We start from the raw sequence: 15,412 nt of genomic DNA, 5'->3' as shown, positions 1-15,412 counted from the left end.
ATATAAATTCAGTTTATCACAATTATACTCAACTTGCAACAAAAACAAGTAAATTTATGCAGAAATATGTCCTTTTAATTCCTATTGACAAAGTGGGTATTAAAAGTATATAATTTATACATATTTATATATACGAGGACACGGGTATGAAAATCAGCAAAATATTAAAGGACAACAGAGTTACGGTGTCGTTTGAGGTTTTCCCGCCAAAGCAGTGGGACAAGCTTGAAACCACCAAGCAAACCGTTAGGGAATTGTGCAAATACAACCCCGACTTTATGTCTGTTACCTACGGTGCGGCAGGCACAACATCAGGCTTTACAACAGAGATTGCAAACGAGGTTAAGGATTGCGGTATTACTCCTCTTTCTCACCTGACCTGCCTTACATCGTCAAGGGACAAAATTCATCAGGTTGTATCGGAGCTTGATGCAAACGGAATAGAAAACATCCTTGCGCTTCGCGGTGACATTCCGCAGGGCTTTGAATTTACCGACAGGCAATACTTTTCAAACGCCTATCAGCTTGTAAACGAGATTAAAAGCATCAACCCCAACATCTGCGTAGGCGGTGCCTGCTATCCGGAGGTTCATCCCGAAAGCAAAAACAGAGTTGATGATATTGCACACCTCAAGGAAAAGGTTGACTGTGGTGTTGAGTTCCTTACAACTCAAATGTTTTTTGATAACGAAAAATTCTTTAACTTTTACGAGATGTGTCAAATCAAGGGCATCAATGTGCCCATCATTGCAGGCATTATGCCCATTACAAATGCAAACCAGGTTAAGCGAAGCATAGAGCTTTCCAATTCAAGCGTGCCTGCAAAGTTCTTTAGAATTATGGAGCGCTTCGGTGACGACCCCGACAAGATGAAGCAGGCAGGCATCATCTATGCCACCGACCAAATCATTGACCTTATGGCAAACGGCTTCAACAACATCCACATTTACACAATGAACAAGCCCGATGTTGCAATGGCAATTATGAACGGACTTTCAAGCATTATCAATGAATAAGGCAGAAATTCTTCGCTATATGCGAACATCGTCAAAAACCGACAACGAGCAAATATTGGCTCTTGTTGACAAAGCGATAGAAACCATTGAAGCAAGCTGTGTGCCGAAAACTCTGTACAGGATTTTCGACTGCACGGTAACGGACACCTCGCTGATTATCGGTGATACAGAATTTTTCAGCACCCGCCTTGCACAAAACCTAAAGGGCTGTACAAGGGTTGCCCTGCTTGGTGCAACGCTTGGTGCAGAATGTGACAGGCAGATAAAAATCGCATCGGCAACAGATGTTGCGCTTGCAATGGCGTTGCAGGCAGCCTCGGCACAAAAAATCGAGGAGGTTTGCGACGATGCAGAAAAAAGCATTACCGCACAATACGGCTGTACACTGCGTCAGAGATATTCACCGGGATATTTTGACCTTGATATAACCGAACAGAAAAAGTTTTTTTCATTACTTGAATTACAAAAAAGAATTGGCTTAACGCTGACCGACACCTGCGAAATGGTGCCTACAAAAAGCGTTACGGCATTTATAGGACTGGATTTATGATAACTTATTTTGATGGTGGAATGGGCTCAATGCTCAACCTTAAGGCAGGTGAACTGCCGGAGCTGTTAAACCTTACCGACCCGGAAAGAATATATGCAATACACAAGGCTTACGCCGAGGCAGGCGCAGATATAATTACTGCAAACACCTTTGGCGCAAACCGACTTAAATACGACAACGCAGACGAGCTGATAAGAGCCGGCGTTAAAAATGCAAGGCGCACAGGCAAAAGAGTTGCGCTCGACATCGGTCCTACCGGCAAGCTGCTTAAGCCTATGGGCGACCTTGATTTTGAGGAATGTGTCAGCGTTTTTGCCGATATTGTAAACGCAGGCAAGGACGGTGCAGACCTCGTTATCTGCGAAACCTTTGGTGATGCATACGAGCTAAAGGCGGCTATGCTTGCCGTTAAGGAAAACTGCGATTTGCCGCTTATCGTATCTATGATATTTGACGAAAACGGCAGGCTCCTTACCGGTGCAGATGTTAAAACTGCCTGCGCCATAGCCGAAGGACTCGGTGCAGACGCAATCGGCTTTAACTGCGGTCTCGGCCCAAAGCAAATGCTTCCGCTTGTCGAGGAGCTTGAAAAATGCACATCAACCCCTATTATTGTTATGCCTAACGCCGGTCTGCCCGAAAGCATTAACGGCAAAACCGTGTACAACGTTGAACCCGAGGAATTTGCAAACTATATGGTACAGATTGCAAATATGGGTGTATCGTATCTCGGCGGTTGCTGCGGCACAACCCCACAGCACATCAAGGCAATGATAGAGGCAACAAGGAGCATTGACGATGTTGCTCCCGAAAAAAAGAACGACACGGTTGTTACATCATATTCTCAATGCGTTAACATAGGCGACGGCGTTGTTATCGGCGAGCGAATTAACCCGACAGGCAAAAAGCTGTTAAAGGAAGCCTTGCGCAACAAGGATATGGATTACATTTTGCGTGAGGGCATAAACCAGAGGGAAGCCGGCGCACACATCCTTGATGTCAATATGGGACTGCCGGAGATTGACGAAACCGAAATGCTTTGCAAATCCGTATATGAGCTTCAATCCGTTTTGCCTACTCCGTTACAGCTTGACAGCTCCGATGCCAAGGCAATGGAGGCAGGACTGCGCATATACAACGGCAAGGCTATGATAAATTCCGTAAACGGCAAGAAAAAGAGTATGGATGAAATATTTCCGCTAGCCAAAAAGTACGGCGGTGTTGTTGTTTGCCTTTGCCTTGACGAAAACGGAATACCCGAAACGGCCGAGGGCAGAATTGATATTGCAAAAAAAATAATCGCCACAGCCCAAAGCTATGGCATAGATAAGAAAAATCTTGTTGTTGACGCGCTGACTATGACAATATCTACCGACGGCAAAAATGCAGTTGAAACACTAAAGGCAGTTAGCTATATCCGCAACACCTTAGGAGTTAACACGGTTTTGGGCGTGTCCAACATCAGCTTTGGCCTGCCTAACCGAGAGGCTGTTAACACGGCGTTTTACACTCTTGCAATGAATGCAGGGCTATCGGCAGGTATCATCAATCCAAACTCAAAGCCTATGATGAACGCCTTTTACAGCTACAAGGCGCTTGCAGGTCTTGACGAAAACTGTGAGCAGTACATCAGGTCTGCCGCTCCGATAGAGATTGTCACCTCAACAAACGAGGTTGACCTGAAGCAAGCCATTATCAAGGGTATGAAGGACGAGAGCGCAAGGTGTGCCGAAAGCCTCCTTAAATCAGCCGAGCCCTTGGAAATAATTAACACCTACATCATACCTGCACTTGATGTTGTGGGTGACGGGTTCGAAAAGAACACACTGTTCCTGCCACAGCTTTTGATGAGTGCGGACAGCGCAAAGGCTGCCTTTGACAAAATAAAGGCACACATTATCAGCAGCGGAACTCCACAGGTTAAGGGTGAAAAAATTATCATTGCCACCGTTGAGGGCGACATCCACGACATCGGCAAAAACATTGTTAAGGTGCTTTTGCAAAACTACGGCTTTGACGTTATCGATCTCGGCAAGGATGTCAAGTGCGAAAGGGTGCTTGAAGAGGCAATAAAGAATGATGTTAAGCTTGTCGGCCTGTCGGCATTGATGACAACAACCGTACCTAATATGGAAAAAACCATCAAGCTCCTGCACGACAATACCGATGCAAAGGTATTTGTCGGCGGTGCTGTGCTGACAAGGGATTACGCAAAAATGATAAATGCCGATTGGTACGCAAAGGACGCAATGGAAAGCGTTAGAATTGCGCAGGAATTTTTTGATTAAGGAAGAACACAGCCTATGATGATTTCAACAAAGGGCAGATATGCTTTAAGCATTATGCTTGATTTGGCAACCCACGATGACGGAAGCTATATCTCGCTGAAGGATATATCCGAACGCCAGGAAATTAGTATGAAATATCTTGAAGCAATTATTGCCAAGCTGTCAAAGGGCGGCTTGGTGGACAGCGCAAGAGGCAAAAGCGGTGGGTACAGGCTCAACAGAAAAATTGATGAATACTCTGTCGGCGAAATACTTGTGCTGACGGAAAAGACGCTTGCGCCCGTTGCCTGCGTAAACTGCGGCGAATGTAAAAAGGAGCAATCCTGCCTGACGCGCCCGATGTGGAACGAGCTTAACGAGGTTATTATGACCTTCCTCAATTCCAAAACCCTTGCCGACCTGCTTTAATAATACACATATATAAAAGATAAAAACGCAGTTCATTTGAACTGCGTTTTGTTTTATCAGTCTGATGTGTATGGCAAAAGAGCGAGATGTCTTGCTCTCTTGATAGCTGTTGTAAGCATTCTCTGGTGCTTTGCGCAAGTACCTGTTACACGACGCGGAAGGATCTTTGAACGCTCTGAAACAAACTTCTTGAGCTTTTGTGTATCCTTGTAATCAATGCTTTCAGCCTTATCTACACAAAATTGACAAACCTTTCTACGGCTCTTTCTTGGGCCTTTAGCGTTATATGCCATTTTGATTTCCTCCTTAATTAATGTTAGAACGGAAGGTCATCGTCCTCGTCAACAATTTCTTCAAAATCACTGTTGTCTGCACTTGCATAGCTTGGAGCAGGCTCATTAAATCCGCCTGCAACAGCACCTGTGCCCGATTCATTCTTTGAACCGCAGAACGAAACGTTGTTAGCAAGAACCTCAACCTGTTTTCTTTGGTTACCGTTTTTGTCGGTATAATTGCTTGTTTGAAGAGTACCCTCAACAGCAATCATTGAGCCCTTGTGAAAATAGCGAGAGATGAACTCTGCTGTCTGTCTCCAAGCAACACAGTCGATAAAATCTGCCTGTCTTTCCTGGCCGGAGCGTTGGAAATTCCTGTCGCACGCAACCTGAAAACGAATAACAGATACACCTGCCGGTGTTGTTTTGAGCTCAGGCTCAAATGTAAGTCTACCCATTAGGGCTACCATATTAATCATAGTATGCCTCCTAATTATTCGCCTTTAGCGACGATAAGTGAACGCAAAACGCCGTCTGTAATGTTAATTACACGGTCAAGCTCTGCAGGGAAAGACTCTTCTGATGAGAAGTTGATAAGAACATAGTAACCATCAGCCTCGTAGTTGATAGGGTAAGCAAGCTTCTTCTTGCCCCAATCCTCTACTTCGCCGAGAGTGCCATTCTTTGAGATGAGGTCAGTGAACTTTGTCTTAAGAGCGTTTACTGCCTCCTCTCCCTTTGAAAGAGAGAAAACCATTACGATTTCGTAGTCTTTTAATGCCATTCTTCAGCACCTCCTTTTGGACTTTGGCGTATTTTCCATACGCAAGGATATTACTTGCAACAAGACACTTTGCAAGCCTTGTTATTATATCAGCATAAGAGCAAGATGTCAAGACTTTTTTATTTGAAGCAGTTTTGTGCCTCGTCGTACTCAAAGCCGATTGCCGAAAGCGTTTGCAAAATATGCTCCTTGCTTTCACCCATATCGTCGCAAAGTGCATCGAGTGAAGAATAGCAATCACGAAGCTTTGTATTAACTACACTAAACATAATAAACGGGTCCTGCGGTAATGCCATAATGTCTCCTTTGAAATATATTTTCCCCTCAGTCGCATATAAAATGCGACTGAGGGGAGACAAGGTTTGTTTTATTGCTCGGCTTCGGAGAGGAGAATCTTGTCGTCCTCAAGCTCCTCGCCCGATGTAAGCTTGAACTTTGCAAGCAAATTCGCGGTAGTAAGAGCCTTCTTTTCCTCGCCCTGAACATCATAAATAATTTTGCCGTCGTTCATCATAACAAGTCGGTTGCCGATATTGATAGCATCCTTCATATTATGTGTAATCATAATTGTTGTAAGGTTATTTTCTGCAACGATTTGCTCTGTGAGGTCAAGCACCTTCTTTGCGGTTTTAGGGTCAAGCGCTGCCGTGTGCTCATCAAGAAGCAAAAGCTTTGGCTTGCGAAGAGTTGCCATAAGCAATGTTACTGCCTGACGCTGACCGCCCGAAAGAAGACCTACCTTTGATGTAAGTCTGTCCTCAAGACCAAGGTCAAGGCTTGCAAGCATCTTCTTGTACGCTTCCTTTTCCTTGTGCTTTACACCCGGACCGAGACCTCTGTGCGAGCCTCGTCTTGAAGCGAGTGCAAGGTTTTCAATAATCTGCATGCTTGCAGCAGTGCCGTTCATAGGGTCCTGGAACACTCTGCCGATATATTTTGCTCTTTTATGCTCCGGAAGCTTTGTAACATCAACGCCGTCAATGGTAATTGAACCGCAATCAACAGGATAAACGCCTGCAACCATATTAAGCATTGTGGATTTGCCTGCGCCGTTACCGCCGATAACGGTTACAAAATCACCCTCGTTTAGCACAAGGTCTATGCCGTTAAGTGCCTTCTTTTCATTAATAGTACCCGGATTGAAGGTTTTGTGAACATTCTTAATTTCAAGCATATTACTTAACCTCCTTTACCTTAACGTGAGTTTCTGCATATCTGCTCTTGATGTACGGAATACCCAAGAACACAGCAACAACTGCCGCTGTCAAAAGCTTTAGGTCATCTGTGTTAAGACCGAGGCTGATTACAAACTGCATTACAACATAGTAAATAATACCGCCGATTGCAACTGCCAAAAGCTTGAGTGCAAAGTTTTTGAATATCTTGCCCAAAAGCACCTCGCCGATGATAACAGCCGCAAGACCGATAACGATAGCACCTCTGCCCATATTAATATCGGAATAGCCTTGATACTGTGCCAAAAGTCCGCCTGCAAGCGCAACCAAGCCGTTTGAAATAACAAGAGCAAGGATTTTTGAAGAGTTGATGTTGATACCGTTTGCACGTGCCATATTCATATTTGTACCTGTTGCACGGATTGCGTGGCCGACTTCCGTACCGAAGAACCAGTAAAGGATTGCAATAATAACAAGTACAAAGGCTGTTGCAACAAGCAATGCCTTGTTGAGCTCTGACATTGTGCAAATCAAATGATACTTGTATGACGACACAGGCTGATTTGCCTTGCCCAAAATACGCAGGTTGATTGAATACAGCGCCAGCTGTGTTAAGATACCTGCCAAAATGGGAGGTATGCCGAAAGCAGTGTTGAGCAGACCTGTTACCAAGCCGGCAAGACATCCTGCCGCAAAGGCAATAACCAACGCAACATACACATTAACACCGTTCATCATGGCTGTAACCAAGGTTGCACCGCCTGTTGCCAAGGTTCCGTCAACGGTAAGATCGGCAAAATCGAGCACACGGAAGGTTATGTAAACACCGATAGCCATTATGCCCCATATAAGTCCTTGACCGATAGCACCCGGTATAGCATTTATAAAGGATCCCATAAATAATTCCTCTTTTCCTGTAAATACAACTTAAAGAGCAACAAGCATCTTGCTCATTGCTCCTTAGCTTTTGTTATTTAATTATACTTTAACGCTTTGAATTAGTCAAGTGTCAAATTATTCTGCTGTTGCAGCCTCGTAGCCGTCAGGAATAATAGCATTGAAAGCCTTTGCCTGAGCCTCGTTATACTTGTAGGTAAGGCCGGAAGTTTGCTGAATGTTCATTGTTGCAGGGTCCTTGCCGTTTACAAGAATATCGTATGCCATTTCTGCAGTTGTTTGGCCAAGTGCATAGTAAGAAATTGAAAGTGTTGCAACTGCGTTTGTGTTAGTGAAGATACCCTCTTCACCTGCGATAACAGGAGTGTTTGCGTTCTTGCAGGCATCGTCGATAACTGCACCGTTTGATGCTGCTGTGTTGTCGGTTGGGACGTAAATAACATCAACCTCTGCTGCAGCCTTCTTTGCTACTGCAGAAATATCGTTTGAATCAGAGAATGCATAATATTCACACTCAACACCCTTTGCGGCAAGTGCTTCCTTAACACCGTCTGCCTGTGGCTTTGAGTTAGCCTCTGCTGAACAATAGATAACGCCAACCTTCTTTGTTTCAGGGAACAAATCCATAATCTGCTGTGCCTGCTTATCAAGAGGAGCAAGGTCGCTTGTACCTGTTACATTAATACCTGTTGCGTCTGTCGGGCCCATTTGAATGTCAAGAGCTGCTGCATAATCTGTTACAGATGTGCCGACAACAGGAGTCTTTGAAGCAGCTGTTGCTGTTACACAAGCCTGAAGAGCAGGAGTTGCGTTTGCCATAATCAAATCGTACTGTGATGATACAAACTTGTTTGCGATGGTTGAGCAGTTTGTAGAATCACCTGATGCGTTTTGATAATCAAACTCAAACTTAACGCCGTTAGCCTCGCCAAGCTCTGTAAGCTTGTCCTGGAAGCCCTTTGTTGCTGCATCAAGAGCATCATGTGTAACGAGCTGACAAATACCGATCTTGTATGTCTTTACCTCGGCTGTTTGATCGTCGCCGTTATCCTTTGCTGCAGAACAGCCTGCAAGCACACCGCCTACCATAACTGCGGCAAGAGCCACAGCGGTAATCTTTTTTGTTAGCTTTTTCATTGAAGATAACCTCACTTACTATATTTTTTAGAGTGTGTTCAGTTTAGCACATAAAAGTGTTAAAGTCAACAAGGACGCACATATTCATCAATGAAACATTTTTACCGATTTTTTGAACATCATCAAAATTGATGATATTAGGTATAAACATCGGTGATGACAATGCGGTGTTTTATCCCCTCGGTTTCGCTTATACTGTATATATCGGCGATGTAACCGCCAAAATCTTTTTTACTCCGTTAACCTTACCCCACAGCTCTGCACGGTACCAATGATTAGGCTTTAGGTTAATGTGCACATGTCGCTCGGACACGGCAGTTTGCATAACACATTCGCCGCCGTTGGTGATAAGCTTGATTATGTTATGCTCAACCTCTTCGTTGCCCGAATTCTTTTCCCTTGAATGAAGGTCAATAAAGAAGCTAAACACGGCATTACCTTTTTTCATTGTTTCACCTATAGAGTAGGTGTTACCCTTTTGATGCACCCTAAAGAAAAACTTTGCACCCGTTGATGCAACGGTTTTGCCCATACGTATTGCTCTGATGGCATTTTGTTCATTTATCTCGCCGTCAATGTCAAGGTATGTACAGCCGTAATGTCCCCTTGCCTCGTCCCTGTGCCAATCTCTGCCATAGGTACAGGCAATGTGATAGCCCTTGTCAAGAAGCTCTGTCCAAAAGGCAAGTGCCCTGTCGTTTTCGTAATTGTCAAACGAAAAGGCATTGTGCCAAACCTCGATGTAATCTACATTTCGCCAATTGCGAACATTAAATTCCCATCTGCCTCCCGTACACATCGGTGAGCCAAGCTGGAACGGATGAGCCACTCCGACTATTCCGCCCGCTTCCTTTATTTGATTGATTTTATCATCTATATTATCGGGATTTGCATCGCGCCAATCCACAAAGGATTTAGCTCCAAGCACAAGCATATGCCCAAAATATGTAGTCCACTCTATGCCCCTGATAGCAGGGGTAATGCTGTCATCAAGCTCTGCACAGCCACTGACAGTATTGTGGTCTGTAAGAGCGATAAGCGCAAGGTGGTCGTCAGCCGCCCTTTGCAAAAGCTCCTTTGTTGTAAAGCTTCCGTCACTGTTTACTGTGTGGCAATGCAATTCGCACGGGAGATAGCTCATTTTATTTCACCTTCTATATCAACAGTATAGTCTATATCACAGCCTGCAAAATGAACATTAAGCACGACTGCCCATTCCCCTGCCTGAATAGGAGAATTGTTTATTCCGCTTGTGGAGCCGGTTTCTGCAATAATAATAGTTTGCTCGTTAGGTTGACGGTGACAGGCACCGCGATAGCTACCGTTTTCGTCAAACGAAAGGGTAATGAGGTTTTTAACAGGCAGAAAGGACGAAACGTTTACAACAGCCGTGTTGCATCTTCTAAGCCCATCGGCAACAAGACGCATTGCGCTGTCCTCGTCCTCCACCTCCTTCGGAGAATAGCTGTACCTGACAACAAGCCTCTCCACACCGTCAGGCACGGTAAAGGAGTGAGTTATATTTGTTTTGTCGTCGGCAGGGGTTATCCTGCCTGTGTATGAAAAAATGTTCATCATAATCACCGTATAAAAATATATACTAAATTATACCATTATATATTAAGTTATGCTATTGATAAAAAGTAACAAATAATTTATAATGTTATTGGTGATAATTATGAAGACAGATTTGAGGAGATGGATGGGTGCCGTTGACGGTTCAAAAAGCCTTTATTTGATTACCGTGCCGGGCAGCCACGATTGCGTTACACAATACGTTCAGTTTCCCCACATCAGCAAAACGCAAAACAGCAACATATACGAGCAGCTTAACATCGGCATACGCGCACTCGACATCAGGGTGGAAAGCCGTGGTGACAGGCTCAAATGTGTGCACGGATTTGCAAAGGCGTTCAACACGCCCAACCGCCTTGGCAATCAAATGGACCTTGAGGATGTTTTGGTGCATTGCTATAATTTTTTGAGCAGAAATCCAAGCGAAGCAATTATTTTTCAGTTCAAAAACGACAGCAACAAGGAAAACGAAAAATGCTTTGACAACCTGTTTTACACCTACATTAAGGGCAACGAGGACAGGTGGTACACAAAAAATCAGGTGCCGTGTCTTGATGAGGCAAGGGGCAAAATCGTTTTGATACGCAGATGCAAAATGGACGAGGGTAATCCCGATTTTACCGACGACAGCACAGGGCTTGATTTTTCACGCTGGGTTGAGCAAACAACGGCAGAGCCACAGCCGTTAACGCTTAAAACAAACAGCAGGGACAATGCGGTTTTTGTAATTCAGGACAGGTTTAAGTACAAGCCACAGCAAAGATGGGACGACTGCCTAAAGCCGTTTTTGGATTCCATGACGGAATTTGACGGCAGATACGTTATCAACTACACATCAACGGCAGGAGGAATAAAGGGGCCAAGATATAATGCGTCTGTTCTTAACCCGCTTGTTATGCAATACCCGCTTGACAAGGGCAGGTACTACGGCACAATCTACCTCGATTTTCCGACACCGCAGCTAACTCAAAAAATAATAGAGCACAATTTTTAGTTTATCCCTCAGTCGTCATAAATGACGACTGAGGGATAAATCAAAAACAACAAAAGCGGATTGATGAGTTCAATCCGCTTTTTGTTTATTAAATTCTGTTACCTATCGTTGCAGGTGAGGCGGATGCCGAGCTCCTTGAGCATTTTTTCATCAACAGCCGAAAGCATAACAGAGCAGTGCATTTCGCAGTTATTCAGCTTATCAAGCTGTGCAAGAGCCTTTTTTGCGTTTTCGTCCGTTACGGCTGAAATTGCAAGAGCAATAAGGATTTCGTTAATATGAAGCTGTGGATTTTTTGCGCCGAGGTGAGTTGTTTTCAGGTTTTCTATCGGCTTAATAACCTCGGGGTCAATAAGAGTAATATCGTCCATATTTGCAAGTGCCTTTAGTGCATTGAGCATTGTTGCACTCACACATCCCATTGTAACTGATGTTTTGCCTGTGATAATTCTGCCGTCGTCAAGCTCTATTGCTGCGGCAGGGGCATCTGTTTTCTTTGCAAGCTCTTCGGCTGCCTCAACACATTTTCTGTCATATGTATTAAGCAATGCATTGTTAAGCAAAAGCTCAAGCTTGTAAATCTCGCTGTCATTTTTCGCACCGCGCTTTTTGTTGCATTTTGCGGTAAAATACCTGCGGATAATTTCGTTATTAGACGCCTCGCACACCGCATCGTTATCAACAATGCAGTTGCCCGCCATATTAACACCCATATCGGTAGGTGACTTGTACGGGCATTTGCCGTAAATCTTATCAAAGGTTGCCTTGAGCACAGGAAAAATCTCTACATCACGGTTGTAGTTTACGGTTGATTCGCCGTATGCCTCAAGGTGCCACGGGTCTATCATATTAACATCGTTAAGGTCGGCAGTCGCCGCCTCGTACGCAATGTTAACAGGATGATTAAGAGGAATATTCCAAATAGGGAAGGTTTCAAACTTTGCATAGCCTGCCTTTACCCCTCGCTTGTTTTCGTGATAAAGCTGTGACAGGCAGGTTGCCATCTTTCCGCTGCCCGGACCGGGAGCCGTAATAACCACAAGCTCTCGCTGAGTTTCTATGTAATCATTTTTACCGTAGCCGTCGTCTGACACAATCTTTGAAATATTATTTGGATAGCCGTCAATCAAATAATGATGATATGCCTTGATGCTTGCTGCTGCAAGCCTTTCCTCAAACGCCAAAACCTTTGGGGTGGCGGTGTACTTTGTAAGACAAACGGAGCCGACAAAAAGCCCCTTGCTCCTAAAAGCGTCAATAAGACGAAACACATCAACATCATAGGTTATGCCAAGGTCTCCCCTGATTTTATTTTTTTCAATATCGTCAGCGCTGATAACAACAACAATCTCTGCCTCGTCCTTAAGCTGAAGAAGCATTTGAAGCTTGCTGTCGGGCAAAAATCCCGGCAGCACTCTGCTTGCGTGGTAGTCGTCAAAAAGCTTTCCGCCGAACTCAAGATAAAGCTTTCCGCCGAATTCTGCAATACGCTCCTTAATTCTGCTTGATTGCATAGATAAGTATTTATCGTTATCAAAACCGATTTTGTACATTACATTGCCCCCTCTTGCCACAAAAAAAGACAGATGCACAAAACATCTGTCTGTACTTACCTATTATAAAGTATGGAGAGGAACTTTTCAATAGGTATTTTTGGTTTTTTTAATTATTTGTTTTTGCCCTTTAGGAACGGACGAAGCGGCTTGTAAATCAGCGCACAGATTACAACGCTTATCAATCCCTTGATAAATGTAAACGGAACATTGTAGATAAGGATTGCCATTTCTATGCTCTTAACATTAAAGAGCTCCTGATACACTGCAAGCACAGCCTCCTTTGGCATAAAGTTGTAATAAAACGGATAAACAACAAAGAGGTTTGACGGATAGCTGACAAGTGCCATAATTGCCGCACCGATTACACCGCCGATGATTGCACTCTTTTTTGTTTTGCCCTTTTGGTAAATAAGGCCTGCCGTAAGGGTGAACACCGCACCGAGAATAAAGTTTGACAGCTCGCCTACGTATCCGCTTTTGCTTACTGCAAGGTGGATAATGTTTTTAACAAGCTCAATAAGCACACCGGCAACAGGGCCGTACGCAAATGCACCGAGAAGCGCAGGCAAATCGGAAAAGTCAAGCGCAATAAAGCTTACGGGTGACGGAATTTCCAAATACTGAAGCGCTGTTGCCACGGCGGCAAGCACACCGCTGCCTACAATAAGGTGAGTTTTGTTTGGCTTGTTTGATTTTGTGATGCTGTTTTTTGACATAGTTGATCCTTTCCTGCCCGGGACGGCATAAGAAAAACCCCAACATAAAGATATGTTGGGGCGAAAGACAAGCTCTGCTTTACCTGAACTGCATCATAGCACAGGCAATTAAATATTAGCTTCATATTTCTTTCATCCGGACTGTAACCGTCGGTTTTGGAATTGCACCAAATCAGCTGCCTTGCGACAGGTCGTGGACTGTACCACCGGTGAGGAATTGCACCTCGCCCCGAAATATTTTGTATTCATATAATAATATGCCTTGCACAATTTGTCAATACCAAATATTATTCCAAATTGTTTGTAAGGAGCATTATTGCCGTCAGCGCGGCAACGGGAGCCGTTTGGGTGCGAAGGATACGCTTGCCGAGAGTTGCCCGAACTCCGCCTGCTGACTCTATCAGCTCTACCTCCGATTCCTCAAATCCGCCCTCGGGTCCTATAAACACGGCAACGCTTTTAGCATTTGGCTTTACGATATCTGTCAGCCTTTCGCCGCCGCCCTCGTAAAACACTATCTTAACCTCGCTGTCGTCATCGGCTACTGCCTGCTTTAAGGTTTTCATATTTTGAATTTGCGGTACTATTCCTCTGCCGCTTTGCTGTGCCGCCTCAAGCGCAATCTTTTGGTAGCGCACATTCTTTTTTCCTGCCGATTTGTCATCAGGCCTTGAAACACAGCGCTTTGTTAAGGTTGGTACAATTTCGGTTACGCCAAGCTCAACACACTTTTGAATAATATCCTCAAGCTTACTGCTTTTTGGCACACCCTGGTATATTGTCACCCTGCATGTAGGCTCGCTTTCGCACGCCTGCTTATAGCAAACCTTTAGGACAACCTCGTCCCTTGTGATTTTCTCTATCTGACAGCCGTAATCATCTTCACCGCCGTCGGTAACGCAAATCATATCGCCCACACGCATACGCAATGATTTTGCAATATGCCTTGCAGACTCGCCGTCAAGCACAATTCTTCCACTGTCTACACTATCAACAAATAACTTTTGCATTGTTCACCTCACAAATTATTCCTTGCCCAATGGAACAGATATTGCTGCGCTATACCCTCAATACCCTCAAAGCTTTTGGGCAGGCCGTTAGGGTACAGCTCCATTACACGCTTCATCCAAACATCAAGGGGCAGGCAGGAATAAAACTGCATACCGAAAAGCAACGCACAGTTTGCAACCTTTTCGCCCACACCGTAAATTTTTAACAGCTCCTTTTTTGCATCTGCAAGCGGTAGCGATTTTATGTATTCAAGGTCTATCTCTCCGCCTGCCACTCCCTTTGCAAGTGCCTCAAGATATTTCGCACGGTAACCCGTTCCGAGCGCCTCAAAATCCTCAACCGACAGCTCGGCAAGCCTTTGCGCGGACGGAAACGAATAATATCCCTCTGCGACCTCATCACCGTATGCCCTGCACAGACGCGATATAATCAGCTTAATTCTTTTAATGTTGTTCTGCTGACTGATAACAAAGGAGCATAGCGCCTCCCAGCTGTCTTGGTTAAGAATACGAATTCCGTAATATTCATCAACCGTGGATTTGAGAAGACTGTCCTGCCTGAGCCTGTCACAGATTTCGTCATAATCCTTTTCCAAATCAAAGTAGCCTACCCAAAAGGAATTAAAAACATCCTTGGTGGTATTATGAAAAATTAAGGTGTCGTCCCTTTTTTCTATATGCAAAAAATGTCCGCCTGCCACTCCGCAGTACGAGCCGTCCTCCTGACGCTCCCACCTGAACGCCTGACCGCAATCAAGAGTCAGGTCTAAATCAAGGCAGGTTACCCCGTCAACAATTATATCGTTTTTTTCTGTGTGGATGTTCATATCTTTTCCTCAAAATCACTATTTGTAATAATTGAATTATATCATTTTTTTGTCAAGACTTAAAGTCAAAAATAGCAATTTATACAAAAAATTCAAAAATAATTTTTTGTTGAAAACTATGTGTAAAATGTTGAAAGTTATGCATAATTTGAGTTTTCAACACTCAAAAACGGCGAATTATAGCCTTTTGAGTGCAAGTTTTAC

18 protein-coding genes and 1 riboswitch are annotated in these 15,412 nt (G+C 44.2%); of the genes, 5 read left to right on the top strand and 13 right to left on the bottom strand.

Features of this window, described 5'->3' with window-relative positions; translation table 11 throughout:
* The first annotated feature begins 146 nt into the window (after positions 1-146).
* From metF to Q0P34_RS01215, 4 genes are read left to right on the top strand one after another with little or no spacing between them, the layout of a single operon-like run.
* Positions 147-1,016, top strand: coding sequence for a methylenetetrahydrofolate reductase [NAD(P)H] (metF, locus tag Q0P34_RS01230; RefSeq protein ID WP_294951690.1), 870 nt, complete (start codon positions 147-149; stop codon positions 1,014-1,016).
* A complete protein-coding gene (locus tag Q0P34_RS01225) occupies positions 1,009-1,566 on the top strand; it encodes a vitamin B12 dependent-methionine synthase activation domain-containing protein (protein WP_294951688.1) in 558 nt (185 codons plus the stop codon). Before metF ends, Q0P34_RS01225 begins: the two co-directional genes overlap by 8 nt.
* A complete protein-coding gene (locus Q0P34_RS01220; RefSeq protein WP_294951686.1) occupies positions 1,563-3,854 on the top strand; it encodes a homocysteine S-methyltransferase family protein in 2,292 nt (763 codons plus the stop codon). Before Q0P34_RS01225 ends, Q0P34_RS01220 begins: the two co-directional genes overlap by 4 nt.
* Before the next feature lie 15 nt (positions 3,855-3,869).
* Positions 3,870-4,262, top strand: coding sequence for an RrF2 family transcriptional regulator (locus Q0P34_RS01215; RefSeq protein ID WP_294951684.1), 393 nt, complete (start codon positions 3,870-3,872; stop codon positions 4,260-4,262).
* Between the two features lie 56 nt (positions 4,263-4,318).
* Here the strand turns inward: Q0P34_RS01215 and rpsR are convergent, their stop codons facing one another.
* The 9 genes from rpsR to Q0P34_RS01170 all read right to left on the bottom strand — a co-directional run bounded on the left by rpsR (position 4,319) and on the right by Q0P34_RS01170 (position 10,108).
* The gene (rpsR, locus tag Q0P34_RS01210) at positions 4,319-4,555 is read right to left on the bottom strand and encodes a 30S ribosomal protein S18 (protein WP_178668027.1); all 237 of its coding nucleotides are present in this window, start codon (positions 4,553-4,555) and stop codon (positions 4,319-4,321) included.
* A gap of 23 nt (positions 4,556-4,578) precedes the next feature.
* Positions 4,579-5,016 (bottom strand): single-stranded DNA-binding protein, encoded by a 438-nt coding sequence (locus Q0P34_RS01205; RefSeq protein ID WP_294951681.1) that lies wholly within the window; start codon positions 5,014-5,016, stop codon positions 4,579-4,581.
* A 14-nt stretch (positions 5,017-5,030) separates the two neighbouring features.
* On the bottom strand, positions 5,031-5,321 hold the full coding sequence (rpsF, locus tag Q0P34_RS01200) for a 30S ribosomal protein S6 (protein WP_178668031.1): 291 nt from the start codon (positions 5,319-5,321) through the stop codon (positions 5,031-5,033).
* Between the two features lie 119 nt (positions 5,322-5,440).
* Entirely contained in the window at positions 5,441-5,617 is a 177-nt protein-coding gene (locus Q0P34_RS01195; protein WP_294951678.1) for a DUF4250 domain-containing protein, read from the bottom strand.
* A 71-nt stretch (positions 5,618-5,688) separates the two neighbouring features.
* Positions 5,689-6,495, bottom strand: coding sequence for an ABC transporter ATP-binding protein (locus Q0P34_RS01190; protein WP_294951676.1), 807 nt, complete (start codon positions 6,493-6,495; stop codon positions 5,689-5,691).
* A gap of 1 nt (position 6,496) precedes the next feature.
* Entirely contained in the window at positions 6,497-7,393 is an 897-nt protein-coding gene (locus tag Q0P34_RS01185; RefSeq protein ID WP_294951674.1) for an ABC transporter permease, read from the bottom strand.
* A gap of 117 nt (positions 7,394-7,510) precedes the next feature.
* Positions 7,511-8,530 carry an ABC transporter substrate-binding protein gene (locus tag Q0P34_RS01180; protein ID WP_294951672.1) on the bottom strand — a complete coding sequence of 340 codons (1,020 nt, stop codon included), beginning with the start codon at positions 8,528-8,530 and terminating at the stop codon, positions 7,511-7,513.
* A gap of 190 nt (positions 8,531-8,720) precedes the next feature.
* Positions 8,721-9,671: a CehA/McbA family metallohydrolase gene (locus tag Q0P34_RS01175; protein ID WP_294951670.1), complete on the bottom strand. Its 951-nt coding sequence runs from the start codon at positions 9,669-9,671 to the stop codon at positions 8,721-8,723.
* Positions 9,668-10,108, bottom strand: coding sequence for a hypothetical protein (locus Q0P34_RS01170; RefSeq protein ID WP_294951669.1), 441 nt, complete (start codon positions 10,106-10,108; stop codon positions 9,668-9,670). The genes Q0P34_RS01175 and Q0P34_RS01170 overlap by 4 nt, the downstream gene beginning before the upstream one ends.
* Before the next feature lie 100 nt (positions 10,109-10,208).
* On the opposite strand from Q0P34_RS01170, the gene Q0P34_RS01165 reads away from it, so the two are divergent.
* On the top strand, positions 10,209-11,099 hold the full coding sequence (locus Q0P34_RS01165) for a phosphatidylinositol-specific phospholipase C domain-containing protein (RefSeq protein WP_294951667.1): 891 nt from the start codon (positions 10,209-10,211) through the stop codon (positions 11,097-11,099).
* A gap of 98 nt (positions 11,100-11,197) precedes the next feature.
* Here Q0P34_RS01165 and Q0P34_RS01160 read toward each other — a convergent pair whose 3' ends face one another.
* The 4 genes from Q0P34_RS01160 to Q0P34_RS01145 form a co-directional block, all read right to left on the bottom strand.
* A complete protein-coding gene (locus tag Q0P34_RS01160; protein ID WP_294951665.1) occupies positions 11,198-12,652 on the bottom strand; it encodes a DUF1846 domain-containing protein in 1,455 nt (484 codons plus the stop codon).
* Positions 12,653-12,765: 113 nt separating this feature from the next.
* A complete protein-coding gene (locus tag Q0P34_RS01155; protein ID WP_294951663.1) occupies positions 12,766-13,371 on the bottom strand; it encodes an ECF transporter S component in 606 nt (201 codons plus the stop codon).
* Between the two features lie 120 nt (positions 13,372-13,491).
* Positions 13,492-13,612: riboswitch (FMN riboswitch) on the bottom strand.
* A 46-nt stretch (positions 13,613-13,658) separates the two neighbouring features.
* On the bottom strand, positions 13,659-14,381 hold the full coding sequence (locus tag Q0P34_RS01150; RefSeq protein WP_294951661.1) for a 16S rRNA (uracil(1498)-N(3))-methyltransferase: 723 nt from the start codon (positions 14,379-14,381) through the stop codon (positions 13,659-13,661).
* Positions 14,382-14,389: 8 nt separating this feature from the next.
* Positions 14,390-15,208, bottom strand: a complete 819-nt coding sequence (locus Q0P34_RS01145) for a DNA glycosylase (protein WP_294951659.1) — start codon at positions 15,206-15,208, stop codon at positions 14,390-14,392.
* Positions 15,209-15,412: the final 204 nt, after the last annotated feature.

It is taken from the genome of uncultured Eubacterium sp., from assembly GCF_945980375.1.
Classification (GTDB): Bacteria; Bacillota; Clostridia; order Oscillospirales; family Acutalibacteraceae; genus Eubacterium_R.
The sequence above is the reverse complement of the archived record's forward strand: the minus strand, read 5'-3'. Positions and strand labels throughout refer to the sequence as shown.

Coding starts and splice junctions, on each gene's coding strand:
- metF (WP_294951690.1), top strand. CDS start 147: ATGAAAATCAGCAAAATATTAAAGGACAACAGAGTTACGGTGTCGTTT.
- Q0P34_RS01225 (WP_294951688.1), top strand. CDS start 1,009: ATGAATAAGGCAGAAATTCTTCGCTATATGCGAACATCGTCAAAAACC.
- Q0P34_RS01220 (WP_294951686.1), top strand. CDS start 1,563: ATGATAACTTATTTTGATGGTGGAATGGGCTCAATGCTCAACCTTAAG.
- Q0P34_RS01215 (WP_294951684.1), top strand. CDS start 3,870: ATGATGATTTCAACAAAGGGCAGATATGCTTTAAGCATTATGCTTGAT.
- rpsR (WP_178668027.1), bottom strand. CDS start 4,555: ATGGCATATAACGCTAAAGGCCCAAGAAAGAGCCGTAGAAAGGTTTGT.
- Q0P34_RS01205 (WP_294951681.1), bottom strand. CDS start 5,016: ATGATTAATATGGTAGCCCTAATGGGTAGACTTACATTTGAGCCTGAG.
- rpsF (WP_178668031.1), bottom strand. CDS start 5,321: ATGGCATTAAAAGACTACGAAATCGTAATGGTTTTCTCTCTTTCAAAG.
- Q0P34_RS01195 (WP_294951678.1), bottom strand. CDS start 5,617: ATGGCATTACCGCAGGACCCGTTTATTATGTTTAGTGTAGTTAATACA.
- Q0P34_RS01190 (WP_294951676.1), bottom strand. CDS start 6,495: ATGCTTGAAATTAAGAATGTTCACAAAACCTTCAATCCGGGTACTATT.
- Q0P34_RS01185 (WP_294951674.1), bottom strand. CDS start 7,393: ATGGGATCCTTTATAAATGCTATACCGGGTGCTATCGGTCAAGGACTT.
- Q0P34_RS01180 (WP_294951672.1), bottom strand. CDS start 8,530: ATGAAAAAGCTAACAAAAAAGATTACCGCTGTGGCTCTTGCCGCAGTT.
- Q0P34_RS01175 (WP_294951670.1), bottom strand. CDS start 9,671: ATGAGCTATCTCCCGTGCGAATTGCATTGCCACACAGTAAACAGTGAC.
- Q0P34_RS01170 (WP_294951669.1), bottom strand. CDS start 10,108: ATGATGAACATTTTTTCATACACAGGCAGGATAACCCCTGCCGACGAC.
- Q0P34_RS01165 (WP_294951667.1), top strand. CDS start 10,209: ATGAAGACAGATTTGAGGAGATGGATGGGTGCCGTTGACGGTTCAAAA.
- Q0P34_RS01160 (WP_294951665.1), bottom strand. CDS start 12,652: ATGTACAAAATCGGTTTTGATAACGATAAATACTTATCTATGCAATCA.
- Q0P34_RS01155 (WP_294951663.1), bottom strand. CDS start 13,371: ATGTCAAAAAACAGCATCACAAAATCAAACAAGCCAAACAAAACTCAC.
- Q0P34_RS01150 (WP_294951661.1), bottom strand. CDS start 14,381: ATGCAAAAGTTATTTGTTGATAGTGTAGACAGTGGAAGAATTGTGCTT.
- Q0P34_RS01145 (WP_294951659.1), bottom strand. CDS start 15,208: ATGAACATCCACACAGAAAAAAACGATATAATTGTTGACGGGGTAACC.